The sequence below is a fragment of the Streptomyces sp. NPDC040622 genome (genome assembly GCF_055593965.1).
Window position 1 is genome coordinate 301956 of record NZ_JBVIXD010000003.1, and the last position, 18280, is coordinate 320235.

The 18280-nt window shown below is 73.6% G+C and carries 16 protein-coding genes; 7 read left to right on the forward strand and 9 right to left on the reverse strand.

Annotation, left to right across the window (positions count from 1 at the left end; translation table 11 throughout):
* The first annotated feature begins 2 nt into the window (after nucleotides 1-2).
* The 4 genes from ACZ592_RS09795 to ACZ592_RS09810 all read left to right on the forward strand — a co-directional run bounded on the left by ACZ592_RS09795 (nucleotide 3) and on the right by ACZ592_RS09810 (nucleotide 4992).
* The gene (locus ACZ592_RS09795) at nucleotides 3-599 is read left to right on the forward strand and encodes a DJ-1/PfpI family protein (protein WP_471580990.1); all 597 of its coding nucleotides are present in this window, start codon (nucleotides 3-5) and stop codon (nucleotides 597-599) included.
* A gap of 64 nt (nucleotides 600-663) precedes the next feature.
* Nucleotides 664-1218, forward strand: coding sequence for a MarR family winged helix-turn-helix transcriptional regulator (locus ACZ592_RS09800; protein ID WP_471580991.1), 555 nt, complete (start codon nucleotides 664-666; stop codon nucleotides 1216-1218).
* 79 nt (nucleotides 1219-1297) lie between these two features.
* The gene (locus ACZ592_RS09805; protein ID WP_471580992.1) at nucleotides 1298-3262 is read left to right on the forward strand and encodes a serine/threonine-protein kinase; all 1965 of its coding nucleotides are present in this window, start codon (nucleotides 1298-1300) and stop codon (nucleotides 3260-3262) included.
* Between the two features lie 158 nt (nucleotides 3263-3420).
* Nucleotides 3421-4992 (forward strand): PstS family phosphate ABC transporter substrate-binding protein, encoded by a 1572-nt coding sequence (locus tag ACZ592_RS09810; RefSeq protein WP_471580993.1) that lies wholly within the window; start codon nucleotides 3421-3423, stop codon nucleotides 4990-4992.
* An 89-nt stretch (nucleotides 4993-5081) separates the two neighbouring features.
* Here ACZ592_RS09810 and ACZ592_RS09815 read toward each other — a convergent pair whose 3' ends face one another.
* Entirely contained in the window at nucleotides 5082-6365 is a 1284-nt protein-coding gene (locus ACZ592_RS09815; protein ID WP_471580994.1) for an adenylosuccinate synthase, read from the reverse strand.
* A 177-nt stretch (nucleotides 6366-6542) separates the two neighbouring features.
* On the opposite strand from ACZ592_RS09815, the gene ACZ592_RS09820 reads away from it, so the two are divergent.
* Nucleotides 6543-7424, forward strand: coding sequence for a diacylglycerol kinase family protein (locus ACZ592_RS09820; protein WP_471580995.1), 882 nt, complete (start codon nucleotides 6543-6545; stop codon nucleotides 7422-7424).
* Between the two features lie 65 nt (nucleotides 7425-7489).
* Here the strand turns inward: ACZ592_RS09820 and ACZ592_RS09825 are convergent, their stop codons facing one another.
* Nucleotides 7490-8107: a GbsR/MarR family transcriptional regulator gene (locus ACZ592_RS09825; RefSeq protein ID WP_471580996.1), complete on the reverse strand. Its 618-nt coding sequence runs from the start codon at nucleotides 8105-8107 to the stop codon at nucleotides 7490-7492.
* 115 nt (nucleotides 8108-8222) lie between these two features.
* Here ACZ592_RS09825 and ACZ592_RS09830 point away from each other — a divergent pair, with 115 nt between their 5' ends.
* Together ACZ592_RS09830 and ACZ592_RS09835 are read left to right on the forward strand one after the other, a co-directional pair.
* Nucleotides 8223-9203 carry an ABC transporter ATP-binding protein gene (locus tag ACZ592_RS09830; RefSeq protein WP_471580997.1) on the forward strand — a complete coding sequence of 327 codons (981 nt, stop codon included), beginning with the start codon at nucleotides 8223-8225 and terminating at the stop codon, nucleotides 9201-9203.
* Nucleotides 9200-10768, forward strand: coding sequence for an ABC transporter permease (locus ACZ592_RS09835; protein ID WP_471580998.1), 1569 nt, complete (start codon nucleotides 9200-9202; stop codon nucleotides 10766-10768). Before ACZ592_RS09830 ends, ACZ592_RS09835 begins: the two co-directional genes overlap by 4 nt.
* A gap of 56 nt (nucleotides 10769-10824) precedes the next feature.
* Here ACZ592_RS09835 and ACZ592_RS09840 read toward each other — a convergent pair whose 3' ends face one another.
* The 7 genes from ACZ592_RS09840 to ACZ592_RS09870 all read right to left on the reverse strand — a co-directional run bounded on the left by ACZ592_RS09840 (nucleotide 10825) and on the right by ACZ592_RS09870 (nucleotide 18235).
* Nucleotides 10825-12051 carry a cytochrome P450 gene (locus tag ACZ592_RS09840; RefSeq protein ID WP_471580999.1) on the reverse strand — a complete coding sequence of 409 codons (1227 nt, stop codon included), beginning with the start codon at nucleotides 12049-12051 and terminating at the stop codon, nucleotides 10825-10827.
* Nucleotides 12052-12070: 19 nt separating this feature from the next.
* Nucleotides 12071-12739, reverse strand: a complete 669-nt coding sequence (locus tag ACZ592_RS09845; RefSeq protein ID WP_471581000.1) for a response regulator — start codon at nucleotides 12737-12739, stop codon at nucleotides 12071-12073.
* Nucleotides 12736-14076 (reverse strand): sensor histidine kinase, encoded by a 1341-nt coding sequence (locus tag ACZ592_RS09850; RefSeq protein WP_471581001.1) that lies wholly within the window; start codon nucleotides 14074-14076, stop codon nucleotides 12736-12738. The genes ACZ592_RS09845 and ACZ592_RS09850 overlap by 4 nt, the downstream gene beginning before the upstream one ends.
* Nucleotides 14077-14241: 165 nt before the next feature.
* On the reverse strand, nucleotides 14242-15120 hold the full coding sequence (locus tag ACZ592_RS09855; protein WP_471581002.1) for an alpha/beta hydrolase: 879 nt from the start codon (nucleotides 15118-15120) through the stop codon (nucleotides 14242-14244).
* Between the two features lie 89 nt (nucleotides 15121-15209).
* Nucleotides 15210-16436, reverse strand: a complete 1227-nt coding sequence (gene kynU / locus ACZ592_RS09860) for a kynureninase (RefSeq protein ID WP_471581003.1) — start codon at nucleotides 16434-16436, stop codon at nucleotides 15210-15212.
* Nucleotides 16429-17310, reverse strand: a complete 882-nt coding sequence (locus ACZ592_RS09865) for a tryptophan 2,3-dioxygenase family protein (RefSeq protein WP_471581004.1) — start codon at nucleotides 17308-17310, stop codon at nucleotides 16429-16431. The genes kynU and ACZ592_RS09865 overlap by 8 nt, the downstream gene beginning before the upstream one ends.
* A gap of 271 nt (nucleotides 17311-17581) precedes the next feature.
* The gene (locus tag ACZ592_RS09870) at nucleotides 17582-18235 is read right to left on the reverse strand and encodes a CGNR zinc finger domain-containing protein (RefSeq protein WP_471581005.1); all 654 of its coding nucleotides are present in this window, start codon (nucleotides 18233-18235) and stop codon (nucleotides 17582-17584) included.
* Nucleotides 18236-18280 lie beyond the last annotated feature (45 nt).

The following is an 18280-nucleotide window of genomic DNA, read 5'->3' on the forward strand; positions in this document are numbered from 1 at the left end:
TCATGTCCCGCAAGCCCGTACACCTGGCCGTCTACGACGCGTTCGCCGACTGGGAGACCGGCCACGCCACGGCGTGGCTCGCCCGCTTCGGCTACGAGATCCGCACGGTCGCCCGCACCGCCGCCCCCGTCACCTCCATCGGCGGCCTGCGCGTCCAGCCGGACCTGTCGCTGGACGAGGTCCGCCCCGCGGACAGCTCGCTGCTGATCCTGCCGGGCGGCGACCTGTGGGACACGGGCGACGAACTCGCGCCCTTCGCCCGCACGGCCCGCGCCTTCCTGGACGCGGGGGTGCCGGTCGGCGCCATCTGCGGGGCGACGGCGGGCCTCGCCCGCGAGGGGCTGCTCGACGACCGCGCGCACACCAGCGGCGCGGCCGTGTATCTCGCGGCCACCGGGTACAAGGGCGGCGAGCGGTACGCCGAGGCGGACGCGGTCACCGACGGCGACCTGATCACGGCGGGGCCGACCGAGCCCGTCGCGTTCGCCCGGGAGATCTTCTCCCGGCTCGGCGACGTCCTCGACGGCGAGCGGCTCGACGCGTGGTACCGCCTCTTCCACGACTCGGACCCGGCGGCGTACGAGACCCTCAACTCCTGAGCTCGGCACGGAAGATGACAGAGCACGACAGAGCACGACAGAGCACGACAGAGGACGGCGGAAGATGACTGACGAGGAACGGCGGGCGCGGCAGGACCTGCTCACCCGGACCGCGCTGACCGCCTTCCGCCTGAACGGCCAGTTCCTCGCCGTGTCGGAGGAGTTGGCCGGTCCCGCGGGCCTGACCGCCGCCCGCTGGCAGGTGCTCGGCGCCGCCCTGCGCGAGCCGCTGCCGGTGGCCGGGATCGCCCGCGCGATGGGCATCACGCGCCAGAGCGTGCAGCGTGTCGCCGACCTGCTGGTGGCTCAGGGCCTCGCCGAGTACGCGCCGAACCCGGCCCACCGCCGCGCCAAACTGCTCCGCCCCACGGCGGCGGGCCGCGCCGCCGTCGCGAAGATCGACCCCGGCCACGCGGAGCTCGCGGCCCGGCTGGCGACGGCGCTCGGCACGGAAGGGTTCGCGGAGACCGCACACGTGCTGGAACGCCTGTCCACGGCGCTCGACACGGTGCTCGGCACGGCCCTGGAGACGGGCGCCGAACCCCGCACGGAGCGGGCTGCGGAGCCCGCGTCGGCGCCCGATGCGGAATCCCATGCGGAACCCGTTACGGAACCGTAGACGCAAGCCCGCCCCGCCCTGTCCCACGGCCGCACTATCCTCACTCTGTTGCACACCAATGGGGGAGGTCGGTGCGGCGATGGAAAAGCTCGTACCCGGAGATCCGCAGCGGATCGGCGCGTACCGCCTGCTGGCGCGGCTCGGCGCCGGCGGCATGGGGCAGGTGTACCTCGCACGCTCCGGCCGGGGCCGCACGGTCGCGGTCAAACTCGTGCGCCAGGAACTCGCCGAACAGGACGAGTTCAGGAACCGCTTCCGGCAGGAGGTGCGGGCCGCGCGGCAGGTCGGCGGCGCGTGGACGGCGCCGGTCCTGGACGCGGACACGGAGGCGGCGATCCCGTGGGTCGCCACGGGCTACGTGGCCGGGCCCTCGCTGCAGACCGTCGTCTCGCACGACCACGGCCCGCTGCCCGAACGGTCCGTGAACATCCTCGCGGCCGGGCTCGCGGGCGCGCTCAAGGACATCCACGCGGCGGGCATCGTCCACCGCGACCTCAAGCCGTCGAACGTCCTGGTCACCATCGACGGCCCGCGCGTCATCGACTTCGGCATCGCGCGCGCCCTGGAGACGGTCACCGACGGCGGCCTGACCCGCACCGGCGCGCTGGTCGGCTCGCCCGGCTTCATGGCGCCCGAACAGGTGCGCGGCGACCGCATCACCCCGGCGTGCGACGTCTTCTGCCTCGGCTCGGTGCTCGCGTACGCGGCGTCGGGGGCGCTGCCCTTCGGGACCGCCAACAGCGGGGTGCACGCGCTGATGTTCCGCATCGCGCAGGAGGAACCCGACCTGACGGGGCTCCCCGAGAGCCTCACCGAACTGATCGGCGCGTGCCTGCGCAAGGCCCCTGCGGACCGGCCCTCCCTCGACGAACTCCTTGAGCGCACGGGCGCGGCGGCGGCCCTCGGCGACGGCCGCACGGTCGACCCGTGGCTGCCGGGTGCGCTCGTCGCCCAACTGGGGCGTCACGCGGTGCAGTTGCTGGACGCGGAGGATCCGGAGGAGGCGGCGGGGCCGGGCGCGGCAGGCGGTGGCGCTGATGCCGGTGCCGGTGCCGTGTCCGCGGGCGGGGAGGCAGCCGCGAGTGGGGGTGGGCCCGCGTCCCCGGGCGCCGACGCACCCGCGCCCACCGCCGAAGGCGCTGCCGCCGACCAGGGCGAAGCCACTCCCCCGCCCCCCGGTCACCCCGGCGCCGCCCCCGTCGGCCACCCCCCCACCATGGTGTCCGGCCAGGCCCCGCCCCCCACGCCACCGCCCGTCGCGCCCGTCGCGCCCGTCGCGCCCGGCTACGGCTACCCGCAGCAGCCCGCCCAGCCCGCCGCCTACGGCTACCCGCAGTACCCACAGCAGCCCCAGCACCCGCACGCCCAGCAGCTCCCGCCCGGCTACGGGCCCACGCCCGCGTACGGCCCGACCCCCGCGTACGGCCCCGGCGCCACCCCTCCGTACGGCCCCGTCCCGCCACCCGAACCCCCGCGCCGCAGCGCCCGTTCGACCGCGGCACTGATCGTCGTCGCGCTGATAGTGGCCATCGGGGCGGGCGGCGCCGTCTACGCCGTCATGAACGAGGACGGCACCGGCAAGAAGGGCGACGACGCCAAGAGCAGCGCCGGCGCCTCCCCGAAGACCCCGGAGGGCGGCTCGGCGTCGCCCGAGCCGAGCAGCTCGGACGCGACGACCCCGGACGCGGACAAGGGCACGGTCCCCGACAAGTACCTGGGCACCTGGAGCGGCGGCCTCGACAACCAGGACGGCCACAGCACCCGCGAACTCACCCTCCAGCAGGGCGACGTGGGCGACACGGTCCTCTCGGTGACGGCGGACGGGCCCGCCAAGGGCGGCGGCACCTACCACTGCGTCTTCCAGGGCAAGCTGCAGTCGGCGTCCGGCGACCGGCTGCGCATCGGGCCGACCGACGTCACGGTCGGCGAGCCGATGACGTCGTGCACGCCCGGCCGGCCGAGCGTCATCACGATCCTCGGCAACGGCAAGCTGCGGCGCGCGAACACGGACGGCAGCGGGGAGTTGACGTACGACAAGGGGTGAGGGCGAGAGGGTGAGGGCGAAGGAGTGAGCGAGCACCGGTGAGGCGGCGCCGGGCCCCGCCGTCCCGCCGTGCCGCCGTCTGAACCGGCGGCGAACAACTGCCGACAGGCCGGCGAAGCCGCCTCTCCGCGCGGTCCGGCCGCCTACCGTCACCGCCCATGGACTGGTTGAGCGCCGAGAACACCATCGCCGTGCTCACGGCCGTCCTCGGCCTGGCCGCCACCGTCGGCGCGCTCTGGTACGAGCGCCGGGTGCCGCGCCGCAAACGCGTCGGCTACCGCGTCCAGCTGGACACGGCCATAGGGGACAACGTCCGTACGGGCGGCGCCAACACGCGCCTCGGGCTCTTCGACGAGACCCCCGAGATGTCGGATGCGACGCTCGTCCTGCTGCGCGTCGAGAACGACGGCTCGCAGGCCGTGTCCGACGCCGACTACAGCGGCCGCGCGCTGCACGGCCTCACCGCCGTCTTCACCGGCCGCACCGTGCGCGGCCTCGCCGTCACCGCGCCCTCCGGCGACGACCACCTGATGGAGCACTTCACGGCGGGCGCGGGCCTGCGCTACGAGGGCAGCACGCTGCACATCCCGCGCGTCCCGCTCAACAGGGGGCAGCACTACAAGCTCCTCGTGCTGCTCACGGGCGGTCCCGTCGGCGGCGAGATCACGCTGTCCGGCGGCATCCAGGCGGGCGAGGTGCAGCCCAACCGCTCGACCACCACCCTCGACGGCAAGGCCCCGCTCCTTTCCCGGCCCGCGCAGCTCCTGACGGTCCTGCTCACCCTCTCCGTCGTCACGCTCGCCTCGATCATCGTGCTGCGCGAGGACGACCCGCCGCCGATCGAGTGCGCGACGGGCGAGCTGACGGTGCTCGGCTCGACGGCGTTCGCGCCGGTCGCCGAGGAGCTCGCGGAATCGTACGAGGAGGACTGCCCGGGCTCCGACATCACGGTGGCCGCGCACGGCAGTGCGTCGGGCGTGCGCGAACTGGACGACAGGGGAAGGGAGTTCACCGGCGGCGGCGGGGGCCGGGGAAAGGACCGGGGGAAGGGCGCGCCACCGCTGCTCGCCTTCTCCGACGGGCCGAAGTCCGACGGTCTGCCTCGGCTCGCCGAGACGCGCGTGGCGGTCTCCGTCTTCGCCCTCGTCCTCAACGACCGGGTGCCGCTGCGGAATCTGACCCTGCCCCAGGTGCGCCGCCTCTACCGCGGCGACGTCCGCAACTGGAAGCAGCTGGGCGGCCCCGACCTGCCGGTGGTCCTGGTCAGCCGCGGCTCGAGCTCGGGCACCCGCGACACGCTCCAGCGCCGGGTCCTCGGCGGCAGCTTCGAGATCAAGGCGTCGTCCAACGACTGCCTGAGCAAGGACGACCCCTCGGTCCCCGTCATCCGCTGCGAACTCGACTCCACCGACCAGGTCCTGGCCACCGTCGGCCGCATCCCCGGCGCCGTCGGCTACAGCGAACTGCGCGCCTCCTCGGGCCCCAAGGGCCTGCACCGCGTCGACCTGGAGGGCCACGCACCCTCCACCGACCAGCTGACGAGGACCGGCTACCCCTACCGCGAGATCGAGTACGCCTACACGTACGGCCAGCCTCCCGCCGACTCCCTGGCCTCCAGCTTCCTCGCCTACGCCCGAGGCAACGGCCTGGCCGTCATCCGCACCCACGGCCACCTCCCGTGCGCGACCCCGGAGGGCCTGCGCATCTGCGGCGACGACCTGCCGCGGTGACGGACACGCGCGAGGGGCGCCCCTGGCGGGACGCCCCTCTCCTGAGCCTCCGGGCTCCGGCGGCCGCCGGTGTCCGGCAGCCGTCCGCCCTAGACGAACGAGTTGATCTCGATCGTCTCCGTGCGGCCCGGACCCACGCCGATCGCGGAGATCGGGGCGCCGGACATCTCCTCCAGGGCCTTCACGTAGGCCTGCGCGTTCTTCGGCAGGTCGGCGAAGGTCTGGGCCTTGGTGATGTCCTCGGACCAGCCCGGCAGCGTTTCGTAGATCGGCTTCGCGTGGTGGAAGTCGGTCTGGTTGTACGGGAGTTCCTCGACGCGCTTGCCGTCGATCTCGTACGCCACGCAGACCGGGATCTGCTCCCAGCCGGTGAGGACGTCGAGCTTGGTGAGGAAGAAGTCCGTCAGGCCGTTGACGCGCGTGGCGTAGCGGGCGATCGGGGCGTCGAACCAGCCGCAGCGACGGTCACGACCGGTGGTGACACCGCGCTCGCCGCCGATCGTGCGCAGCGCCTCGCCGTCCGCGTCGAAGAGCTCCGTCGGGAACGGGCCCGCGCCGACGCGGGTCGTGTACGCCTTCAGGATGCCGATGACGCGGCTGATCTTCGTCGGGCCGACACCCGTACCCGTGCAGGCGCCGCCCGCGGTCGGGTTCGAGGAGGTGACGAAGGGATACGTGCCGTGGTCCACGTCCAGGAGCGTGCCCTGGCCGCCCTCGAACAGGACGACCTTGTCCTCGTCGAGCGCGTTGTTCAGGATCAGCGTCGTGTCGGCGACGTACTGCTTGATGTTCTCGCCGTGCTCCAGGAGCTGCTCGACGATCTGCTCGGCCTCGATGGCGCGGCGGTTGAACACCTTGGTCAGGAGCTGGTTCTTCTGCTCCAGGGCCGCTTCGACCTTCTGCTGCAGAATCGACTCGTCATAGAGGTCCTGCACGCGGATGCCGGTGCGGTTGATCTTGTCGGCGTAGGTCGGGCCGATGCCCCGGCCCGTCGTGCCGATCTTCCGCTTGCCGAGGAAGCGCTCGCCGACCTTGTCGACGGTCACGTTGTACGGCGTGATGACGTGCGCGTTGCCGCTGATCAGCAGCTTCGACGTGTCGACGCCGCGTTCGTTCAGACCGCTCAGCTCGGAGAGCAGGACCGACGGGTCGACGACGACTCCGTTGCCGATGACAGGCACGCAGTCCGGGGAGAGAATCCCGGAAGGGAGGAGATGCAGCGCGTACTTCTGGTCGCCTACGACGACCGTGTGGCCGGCGTTGTTGCCGCCCTGGTAGCGCACCACATAGTCCACCGAGCCACCGAGCAGGTCAGTGGCCTTTCCCTTGCCTTCGTCACCCCACTGAGCACCGAGCAGCACAAGTGCGGGCACAGGCGTACACCCCTTCCGGGCGGGGCATGTCCAAGGTCAGGGGCCGTAGCCGCCGATATGGGTGTGCCTTGGATGCTGCCCCGGAATAGACGAAGCCCCTGGCGCAATAGCGCAAGGGGCTCTTGCACAAAGATGCTACCCGAGGTCTCAAAGAACGGCTAAAAGAAAGGGCGCACGTTGTCGGCTCGCGACCAGCTCCTAGTCGTCATCGACCCGGTCGCCCGGCGCACGGACGGTGAGTCGGTACGGATCGCGAAGGACGTGCTCGGAGCGGGCGCGGCGGTCCGTGTCTGCCTCCCCGACGGCCCCGAGGACTTCACGAAAGCACTGGTCAGGAGGGGTGCGCGCCGCCTCGTGGTGATCGGAGACGACCGGGCGCTGCTGCGGGCGGTCGGGGTGCTCCACCGGGAACGGGACCTCGCGGGATGCACGCTCTCGGTCGTTCCCGTGGGCGCCTCGCAGACCCTCGCACGGGGCCTCGGAGTGCCCTCGGGAGCGGTCGCGGCGGCGCGGTCCGTCCTGGAGGGCGTCGAACGAAGACTCGATCTGCTGGTCGACGAGAGTGACGGCGTGGTCCTCGGCGACCTGCGGATCCCGCCGGTCGGGTCGGGCGCTCCCTCGGACGGCGGCGAGGAGGACTCCGACGCCGCCGACGCCGCGTCCCGGGTGGGCGCCGGCGTCGCCGCCGAGGGGCACGCCTGGCTGCGGACCTGCCAGTCCTTCGTCCGTACGCTCGCCGCGCGCCCCGCACGGCCCGCCGCGACGGACCGGCGCGCGCCCGCGCGGCTGCGCATCGAGGCGGACGGCGTCACGCTCGTCGACCTGGACCAGCCGGTCGAGGGCGTCCGCGTCACCGCGGGCCACGGCGGCCTCGTCCAGGTGGAGGTCAGACCGTCCTCGGTGGGCGCGGGGGCGGCGCCGCTGCGGGTGCGGGCGCGGACCCTGACGGTGTCCGGGGCCGACTTCCGCTACCGGGCGGACGCGGTGGTGACGGGCCCGGTGCGCACCCGGACCTGGACGGTGCACCCCAGGGCGTGGGGGCTTACGCTGCCGCGGTGATGTGCGGACGGGGCCGGTGGGGCCACCGGCCCCCGGGGGTTGCCGGGGTTGCCGGGGGTACCGGATCACTCCTGGCCGAAGAGTGCCTCGCGGTGCACGCGCCAGCGGTCCATCATTCCGGCCAGCTCGCCCTGGACGAACTCGAAGAAGGCCAGCGTCTCGGTCAGGCGCCGCCCCGCGGGCGTGTCCGCGCCGAGGCCCTCGACCCCCTCGCGCATCGCGTTCTCCCAGCGCTTGAGGATCGAGTCGCGGCTGCCCAGCGCCTCGTACCACTGGTTGCCGTGCACCCGGAAGAGGTCCCGCCGCGTCCCGGGCTCCCGCTCGCGCGTGACCATGTGCTGCTGGGTCAGGTAGCGCACGGCGCCGGAGACGGCCGCCGGGCTGACCCGCAGCTTCTCGCCGAGCTCCGCCGAGGTGAGCGCGCCCGCGTCGGAGGCGAGCAGGGCGGCGAAGATCCGGGCGGGCATCCGCTGCATGCCCGCCTCGACGAGTTGCGCGGCGAACTGCTCCACGAAGCGGGAGACGGCCTCCGGGTCGCGGTCGCGTACGGCTGACCGCTGCTCCCGGCCCGCGCTCCCGGCCTTCCCGCCGGTCCTGTCGGTCCTGTCGGTCCTGCCGGTCCTGTCGGTCCTGCCGTTCCCGTCGATCGCGTCGTTCCCGCCCTCGGCCTCGTGCCCGGTCATCCGCCGATCATCTCCCCTGCGTCTCCTCTGTGTCCGCCCCGCTCACCACGGCACAGCAGAGTTTATACACTTCCCTAACTTCACAAATTTGTGAAAGTAGCGTACGTTCCGAAACATGACGAGAGCAATCACCGTCTCCGGACTGCACAAGTCGTTCGGCGAGACGCACGCGCTGGACGGTCTCGACCTGGACGTCGAGTCCGGTGAGGTGCACGGCTTCCTCGGCCCCAACGGCGCGGGGAAGTCGACCACCATCCGCGTCCTGCTCGGTCTGCTGCGCGCGGACTCCGGCGCGGCCCAGCTGCTCGGCGGAGACCCCTGGCACGACGCGGTCGCCCTGCACCGCCGCGTCGCCTACGTCCCCGGTGACGTCACCCTGTGGCGCAACCTCTCCGGCGGCGAGGTCATCGACCTCTACGGGAAGCTGCGGGGCGGCCTGGACCGCGCCCGGCGCGACCGGCTCGTCGAGCGGTTCGAGCTGGACCCCACCAAGAAGGGCCGCGCGTACTCCAAGGGCAACCGCCAGAAGGTCGCCCTCGTCGCCGCCTTCGCCTCGGACGTCGACCTGCTGATCCTCGACGAGCCGACCTCCGGCCTCGACCCGCTGATGGAGGAGGTCTTCCAGCGCTGCGTCGAGGAGGAGCGCGACCGGGGCCGCACCGTCCTGCTCTCCTCGCACATCCTCAGCGAGGTCGAGACGCTCTGCGACCGCGTCAGCATCGTCCGCAGGGGCCGGACCGTCGAGACCGGCTCGCTGGCCGGCCTGCGCCACCTGACCCGGACCAGCGTCAGCGCCGAACTCGCGGGCGCCCCCGACGGCCTCGCGCGGCTGCCCGGCGTCCACGACCTGGACGTACAGGGCAACCGGGTCCGTCTCCAGGTCGAGTCCGACCGGCTCGACGCCGTCCTCACCACCCTCACCGCCGTCGGCGTCAGGTCGCTGACCAGCTCCCCGCCGACCCTGGAGGAGCTGTTCCTGCGGCACTATCAGGACAACACCGCCGACACCGACAACACCGCCAACACCGCCGACACCACCGACACCACCGACACCGACGACGCGGCCGGCGCGCACGGCGCGGCGATGACCCGATGACCGCCACCGCGGGCACCGGGAGCCTGCTGCGCCTCGCGCTGCGCCGCGACCGCGTCATGATGCCCGTCTGGGTCCTCCTCGTGTCCGGCCTGGTCCTGGCCATGCCGGGCTCCCTGGAGAGCTTCTACGGCACGGCCGCCGAGCGCGCCGACGCCATGACGGCGATGAACGCCAACGCCTCGATGCGCGCCCTGTACGGGCCGGTCTTCGGCGACTCCGTCGGCGCCCTCTCCGCCTGGCGCATCGGCTGCTACGCGGGCGTCCTGGCCGCCGTCATGAGTCTCGTCGTCGTCATCCGGCACACCCGCGAGGAGGAGGAGACCGGGCGCCAGGAGATGCTCTGCGCCGCCATGGTGGGGCGCAGGGCGCCGCTCACCGCCGCGCTGCTCGCCGCGTGCGTCGCCGATGCCGGGGCGGGACTCCTGATCACCGCGGGCCTGGCGGGGCGGGGCGCGGGCGGCGCCCTCGCGTTCGGCCTCGGCGTCGCGGGCGTCGGCATGCTGTTCGCCACCCTGGCGGCGATCGCCGCGCAGCTCACCGAGAGCGCGCGGGCCGCCAAGGGCCTGACGGCCGCGGTCCTCGGCACGGCGTTCGTGCTGCGGGCCGCGGGCGACGCCGGGACCTCGGGCGGGTCCTCCGCGCTGACCTGGGCCTCGCCGCTCGGCTGGCAGGAGAACCTGCGCGCGTACGCCGGTGAGCGCTGGTGGGTGCTGCTCGTCCTCGGCGCGGCGATCGCGGCCCAGGGGTTCGTCGCGTACGTGCTCGCGGGGCGCCGCGACGTCGGCATGAGCTTCCTGCCGACGAGGCCGGGGCCCGCGCGGGGCACGCTCGGCACGGCGGGCGCGCTCGCCTGGCGGCTGCAGCGGGGCGCGGTGGCCGGCTGGACGGCCGGTTTCCTGGCCGCCGGGGTCGTCTTCGGCGGGATGGCGTCCGGCGCCGCCGACCTCGTCGGCGACAACGAAAGCACCCGCGACGTCGTCGAGCGCCTCGGCGGGCGATCCGGGCTCACGGACGCCTTCCTCGCCACGGTGACCGGCATGTTCGGCATGATCGCCGCGCTGTACGTGGTGGTGTGCGTGCTGCGGCTGCACGGCGAGGAGACCTCGCAGCGGGCCGAGCCGGTCCTCGCGGGCGCGGTCGGCCGGCTGCGGTGGGCCGCCGGGCACCTCGTGATCGCGTTCGGCGGGACGGTGCTCCTGATGACGGCCGCCGGTCTCGGCGCCGCCCTCGGCCACCGTGCCGACGTGGGCGCCGTGCTGGGCGCGTGCCTGGCGCGGCTGCCCGCGGTCTGGGTCGTCGGCGGGCTCGCGGTGCTGCTGGTCGGGGCCTTCCCGAAGGCGGCCGCGGCGTCCTGGGCCGTGGCCGGGGTCTGCCTGGCGATCGGCTGGATCGGCCCGGTCCTCGACCTCCCGCAGGCCGTCATGGACCTCTCCCCCTTCGGTCACCTGCCGAAGCTGCCGGGCTCCGCGGTGTCCTGGCCGCCGCTGGTGCTGCTCACCCTGATCGCGGCGGCACTGGTGACGGCGGGCCTCGCGGGCCTGCGGCGCCGGGACATGACCGGCTGATACGACCGGCTGACAGGACGGGCTGCGCGGCCGGCTGTTCACGATCCGCTGAGGCGTCACACCTCGACGAGCAGTTCCTCCAGGCCCCGGATCACGAAGTTCGGCCTGCGCCGCGGCTCGGCGGCCGGCCGCAGGCCCGGGGCCCGGTGGAGCAACGCCCGCAGGGAAGCGGCCAGTTCGATCCGGGCGAGCGGCGCTCCGATGCAGTAGTGCAGGCCCGCGCTGAAGGAGATGTGCGGGTTGTCGCGGCGGGCCAGGTCGAGTTCGGCCGGGCGGTCGAAGACCGCGGGGTCGTGGTTGGCCGAGCCGAAGAGGAGCGCGAGCTCCGCGCCGCGCGGGATCGTCACCCCGTCGATCTCGATGTCGTCGAGGACCCAGCGCTCGAAGAGCTGCAACGGGGTGTCGTGGCGCATCAGTTCCTCGACGGCAGTGGGGACCAGGCCGGCCGGGTCGGCGCGCAGGGCGGCCAGCTGCGCCGGGTGGCGGAACAGCGCGTACCAGCCGTTGACCGTGGCGTTCACCGTCGCCTCGTGCCCCGCGTTCAGCAGCAGCACGCACGTCGAGATCATCTCCTGCTCGCTGAGCGACTCCCCGTCCTCGTACGCGGCGATCAGGCCGGAGATCAGGTCGTCGCCCGGCTCCTTGCGGCGGACCGCGATCAACTCCCTGAGGTAAGCGCTGAATTCGAGGGAGGCGCGGACCGCACGCTCGGCGCTCTCCTCGGACGGGTGCAGCTCGTACATCCCGCAGATCGCCGCCGACCAGGGGCGCAGCGGCTGCCGGTCGCCCTCGGGGATGCCCAGCATCTCGGCGATGACCGCGACCGGCAGCGGTTCGGCGACCCGCGCCGCGAGGTCACCGCCGCCGTCCGCCACCAGCTCCCGCACCAGCCGGTCCGCCAGCTCCGCCACGTACGGCCGCAGCCGCTCGACCGTGCGCGGCGTGAACGCCTTCGCCACCAGGCGCCGGATGCGGGTGTGCGTGGGCGCCTCCAGGTCGAGCATGCCGTTGTCGTTCAGGACGTGGAACGGCTCGTGCGCGGCGGGCGGTGCCTGGCGGCCGAACTCCTCGTGGGTGAAGCGGTGCAGGTAGGTGCGGCCCAGGCGCCGGTCGCGCAGCAGGGCACTGACATCCGCGTGGCGCGGGATCAGCCACTGGCCGGTGGGCCCGTAGTAGTGGGCGCGGCCCGCCTCGCGCAGGCGTGCGTACGCCGGGTACGGGTCGGCGACGAACTCCCGCGACGAGGGGGCGAACACCTCGGAGACCTCGAAGGCTGCGTCCATGGCGCGACGCTAGTGCGGCTCACCCCGGTGTGACCAGCCTCGCCTCGTACGCGAACACCGCCGCCTGCGTCCGGTCGCGCAGCCCCAGCTTCACCAGGACCCGGCTGACGTGCGTCTTGATCGTGGACTCGGCGACCACGAGCCGGGAGGCGATCTCCGCGTTCGACAGGCCCTGCGCGATGAGCACGAGGACCTCCGTCTCGCGCTCGGTGAGCTCGCCGTACTGCTGCGCCTGGACCGCCGCCGAGAGCCGCGGCGACTCCGCGAGCTTGGAGAACTCCGTGATCAGGCGGCGCGTCACGGTGGGCGCGAGCAGCGCCTCGCCGGACGCCACCACTCGTACGCCGTCGGCCAGTTGGCGGGCGGACGCGTCCTTGAGGAGGAAGCCGGACGCTCCTGCGCGCAGCGCCTGGTACACGTACTCGTCGAGGTCGAAGGTCGTCAGGACGAGGACCTTCGAGTCACCCTCGGCCGCGATGATCTCGCGGGTCGCCTCGATGCCGTTCAGCTCCGGCATGCGGATGTCCATCAGGACGACGTCGGGGGCGAGTTCACGCACCCGCTGGACCGCCTCCCTGCCGTTGACGGCCTCGCCGACGACCTCGATGTCGGGCATGGCGTTCAGCAGGACGGAGAAGCCCTCCCGCACCATGATCTGGTCGTCGGCGATCAGCACCTTGATCGTCATGAGTCCGCTCCCGCCGGGTCGATCCGGTCCGCGGGCGCCACCGGCAGGAAGACCGTGACCTCGTAGCCGCCCTCCGCCGTCGCCTCCGCCGTCATCTCGCCGTCCAGCATCGTGACGCGCTCCCGCATGCCGGTCAGGCCGTGCCCCGCACCCGGGGACGGCTTGACCAGGCCGGTCGCAGGACCGTTCACGATGCGCAGGCCCAAACCGCCCAGGACGTAGCCGACCTCGACCCGCGCCCCGGCGCCCGGCGCGTGGCGCAGGCTGTTGCTGAGCGCCTCCTGCACGATGCGGTACGCGGACAGCTCCACGCCCTGCGGGAGCTCGCGGACCGCTCCGGTGACCACCTTGTCGACGGCCAGGCCGGCGTCGCGGACGTTGTCCAGGAGCCGGTCGAGGTCGCCGAGCGTGGGCTGCGGGGCGTCCGGCGCCTCGTAGTCCTCCGCCCGTACGACGCCGAGGACACGGCGCAGCTCGGTCAGCGCGGACACCGCGTTCTCGCGGATCGTCACGAAGGCCTGCTCCAGCTCCGGCGGCGGGTTCTCCACGCGGTAGGGCGCGGCCTCCGCCTGGATGGCGACCACCGACATGTGGTGGGCGACCACGTCGTGCAGCTCGCGGGCGATGGTGGTGCGCTCCTCCAGGAGCGTGCGCTTGTCGCGCTCGATGGCGGTGACGGTGCGTTGCACGGTGACCTCGCGCTGTGCCTCGCGGCGCACGTGCACCACGGTGGTGACCAGCAGGGCGAGCGCGGAGAAGAACAGCATCGGCGGGGCGTTGGAGGAGCTGGGGCCGCCGGCGACGACCTCCGTGCCGAGCCCGTACGCCGCCGTCCCCAGCCACATCCACACGGCCGTGCGCGGACCCGTCCTGGCCGCGACCACGGCCAGCACGACGATGTGCCCGAAGAGGGCCGGGGGCGTCCACGGCCAGCCGTCCCAGGTGTTGCCGAGCACCGCGGTGAACGGGGTCGAGGCGAGCGAGACCCAGAAGGCGCCGACCGGCCTGACCAGCGTCATCAGGACGGCGGTCGCCGGGATGAAGCCGGTGAGGAGGTGCGCGATCCCGCGTCCGCCCATGCCGACCTGGTAGGCGATGAGCACGGTGATCAGGGCGGCGGTGGCCACCAGGGCGTGCGGGGTCCACGCGGCGTACCCGCGTATCCGCTGGGGAAGGAGGCGGGCCGCCAGCCCGCCCGTCGTCCGGGGAGGCAGCAGCCGGTAGGCGAAGGGATCGCGGAAAAGCGCCTCGCGCAGGCCGCTGAAGGCCTCCCGCACGAGGTGGTACTCGGGGCTCTTCTGGCCTCTGGCCTTGAGCTGCTCAGTCGTCTCGGTCACGTCTACGACGGTACGGGGGGCGAGCCGCCGGGGCGTCCATAGCCAGGGGGGTTCCCCGGGGTCCGTCCCAGGTACTACTCGGGCCCGGTCCCGGTGCCGTCAGGGAATCCGGGGCGCTGCCCCCAGACCTCGCTCCTCCCTCGCCGGAGGGGCTCCAACCGCAGGTCAGAACGCCAACTGGGCGATTTCTTCCGCTGCCACCGCGCACGCGTCCGCCGACGGGTCGATCAGGGGGAAGTGGCCGACGTCCTCCAGGAGCGTGAGGCCCACCACCTCGCCCGCCTTCGCCGCCGCGTCGGCGTACGCCTCCGCCACCGCCTGGGGCACCACGATGTCGGTGCGGCCCTGGACCACGGTCGTGGCGATGCCCGTCGGGAGCAGGGCGGCCGGGTCGGCGTAGGGCAGGCGCTCCTCGAACCTCTCGGCGCCGCCCAGGAGCTGCCCCGCGGCCCCGCCGCACACGTCGAGGTCCGCGGCGGCGCGCAGGTCCGCGATCGGGGCGAGCGCCACGACGCCGCGCAGTGCGGCAGGGCGGTCGGTGCGCCAGGGGGCGTCGGCGGGCAGCAGGTGCCGTGCGGCGGCCCACAGCGCGAGGTGGCCGCCCGCGGAGTGCCCGGCGACGACGGTGCGCCGCGCATCGGCCGACGGGAGGGCCGTCCGGACGAGCGCGGGCAGCGCGTCGCAGGCGGCCGCCACGTCGTCGAAGGTCTCGGGCCAGCGCCCGGCCACTGGCCCCGTGCCGCCCTGGGCGGGGAGGGAAGAGCCCCTGCGGTACTCGACGTTGGCCACGGCGAAGCCCCGGCGGGCGAGGAAGCCGGCGAACGGCGTGACGTGCTGCCGGTCGTAGGGAGCGCGCCAGGCGCCGCCGTGCAGGAGCACGACGAGCGGCGCGGCATGGCCGCCGTCACCCTTGGGGGCGTAGAAGTCGACGACCTGGTCGGGGTGTTCTCCGTAGGCGGCGGTGCTGTCCGGCTTCACGACGGGATGCGAGAAGGCGGCGTCGGCCTCGGCGGCATCACGGGCCACGGCGGCGTCGTCCAGCATGCGGCAACCTCTCCACAGCAGTGCGGCTTGCGGGCTGCGCCCGCTCCCCCGGGGTGCGGGGGAGCGGGAGCAAGATCCGCCGGACGCTATCAGTCCAGCGTGTCGGCCAGTACCCGGGCCGCCCGCTCCGCATCCCCGAAGGAGACGTACAACGGCGTGAATCCGAACCGCAGCACGTCCGGCGCGCGGTAGTCGCCGACCACGCCCCGCTCGACGAGACGGCGCATCACGTCGCCGGCACCCGCACAGCGCAGCGCGACCTGGCTGCCCCGCTCGGCGTGCGCGGCGGGGGTGAGGGACGCGACCCGCCCCGCGGGTACGTACGCCTCGACGCACCGCAGGAAGAAGTCGGTCAGGGCGAGGGACTTGGCGCGCACCGCGTCGACGGAGACGCCGTCCCAGACGTCGAGGGACGCCTCCAGGGCTAGCATCGACAGGATGTCCGGCGTGCCCACGCGAGCGCGCAGCGCCCCGCCCGCCGGTTCGAAGTCGGGCCGCATGCCGAAGGGTTCGGCGTGCGAGTTCCAGCCGGGCAGCGGCGAGTCGAAGCGGTCCTGGAGGCCTTCGCGCACGTACAGGTAGGCGGGCGAACCCGGGCCGCCGTTCAGGTACTTGTAGGTGCAGCCGACCGCGAGGTCCACGCCGTGCTCGTCCAGGCCGACCGGCAGCGCGCCCGCCGTGTGGCACAGGTCCCAGACGGATACGGCGCCCGCCGCCCGGACCGCCGCCGTCAGGCCCGGCAGGTCATGCAGGCGGCCGGTGCGGTAGTCGGCGTGGTTGAGCAGGACGGCGGCGGTGCGCTCCCCGAGGACGCCCGGTACGTCGCCCGGGGCCACGGGGATCAGGCGGCAGTCGGTGAGGCGGGCCGCCGACTGTGCGATGTACCCGTCCGTGGGAAAGGTCGTGACGTCAACGACGATCTCGTCACGCCCTCCGTCCGGGTCTCCGGCGCCGGGCCGCCGGGCGATGCGGACGGCGGCCACCAGCGCCTTGAAGACGTTCACGCTGGTCGAGTCGCCGACCACGATCCGGCCCGGGGCGGCGCCGACGAGGGGGGCGATGCGGTCGCCGATGCGCTCGGGGGCGGTCCACCAGCCGCTCTCGTCCCAGGAGCGGATGCGCAGGCTGCCCCACTGGCGGGTGATGACGTCCGCGACGCGCTCCGGGACGTGCGCGGGCAGGGCGCCCAGGGAGTTGCCGTCCAGGTAGACGGTGTCGTCCAGGACGAACTCCTTGCGCTTGGCGGCGAGTTCGTCGCGGGCGTCCAGGGCCTCGGCCTCGGCCCGCAGGCCGGACTCGGTCCGCCGGTCAGACATGGCTCCTCGCAGTCCACAGTTCGGGGAACACGTTCTTCGTCGCGCGCTTCTCCAGCCAGGCCACGCCCGCCGAGCCGCCGGTGCCCGTCTTGGAGCCCATCGCGCGGCGGGTGGCGACCAGGTGGTCGTTGCGCCAGCGCCAGACCAGCTCGCCGACGTCCGTCAGGACCTCGCCCAGGCGGGCGAGGTCGCCGCTCTCGTCGCCCGAGTAGAGCTCGGTCCAGACGGCCTCGACCTCCGGCGACGGCTCGTAGCGCGCGGCCAGGTCACGCTCCAGGACGGCCGCCGGGATCGCGTACCCGCGCCGGGCCAGGAGCGCGAGCGTCTCGTCGTACAGGCCCGGCTCCTGCAGCGCCTTCTCCAGCTCCGCGTGGACGCGCGGCGCGCCCCGGTGCGGGACCAGCATGGACGCGGACTTCTCGCCGAGCAGGAACTCCATGCGGCGGTACATCGCGGACTGGAAGCCGGACCCCTCGCCGAGCGCGCCGCGGTAGGAGTTGAACTGGGCGGGGGTGAGCTGCGCCAGCGGGCGCCAGGAGGCGTTCAGGGCCTCCAGCTCGCGCAGGCTGCGCTTGAGCGCGGCCACCGCCACGGGGATGTCGTCGCGGCGCAGCGCGTGCGCGGCCGTCTCCCACTCGTGGACGATCACCGTGAACCACAGCTCCATGACCTGGGTGGTGACCAGGAAGACCATCTCGCCGGGGTCGTCCGAGCGCAGGTGCTGGAGGTGGGTGAGGACGTCCGCCTGGACGTAGTCCTCGTACGGAGTGGTGCCCGCGAAGTCGAGGTTCGGGCTCTCCGCCTCGTCGGCCTCGGTGGACGCCGCTCGCTCCCCGGGGGATGTGGGGGCTGCCTCATGCGTCTGTGGGGACATCGCTGTCTCCTCGATACGTACTCCGGGTAGCGGTCCGCCCCTGCCGTTACCGACACGGGGGCCCCGGTCCCCACCGGAATCTTCTGCAACTTTCCCGGAATCGGCAAGGCGCCCCCGCCCCCACGTACACAGCAGTGAAAGGTGTACGCAGATGTCCACCGAAACCGGTACGCGGCCGTCGGCCGTCGCCCCCCGGCCCCGCCCCGCGAGGAGCCCGCGGACCCGCACCCTGAGACCTGGGCCGTCAGACCCGCACCTCAGACCCGCACCCTCAGGCCCGCGCCCTGCGGCGCTCCCGGCAGGCCCGCAGATGGGCGGCGTTCCCGCAGCCGCGCACCGAGTGCCAGACGCCGCTGTTGTTGCGGGAGCGGTCGTAGAAGGCGGCGGAACAGGGTTCGTTGCGGCAGATCTTCAGCCGCCGCCAGAGGCCCGACGCCTGGGCGAGCAGCGCCTCGGCGAGCACGGCCGAGGCCAGCCAGCGCGCTCCCGCGCCCTCCGGCTCCACGGTCAGCGCGCCGTCACCGGAGAGGGCGACGACGACGGGCGCGGAGGTGAACCGCACGGCACCGCCCGCCTGCCCCCCGCTCCGGCCCTCCTCATCGCCCGCATCGACCGCATCGCCCGCATCGCCCGCATCGGCCTGACTCCCCGAGGCGAGCGCGCGGCGCAGCTGGTCGCGCAGGCAGCGCAGCTGGAACAGGTCCGTCTCGGCCAGGGCCAGGCGCACATCACCCCGCCCGGTCTCCCCCGCCCACCCGCGCACGGCCCCGTCGGCCCACTCCTGGGCACGGTCGAGCTCCCCGTCGGCGAGCAGGTCGACGGAGTCGGGGTGGCCGGCGGGCGCGGTGTTCAGGAGCTCCTGGACGAGCGCGAGGCCGCCGGGCGCGGGGGTCAGACAATGGCGCTCGGTCGCGGGCCAGTTCATGGAGTTCACGGTACCCGCCTGGACGGCGACATGGGCAATCGGCTT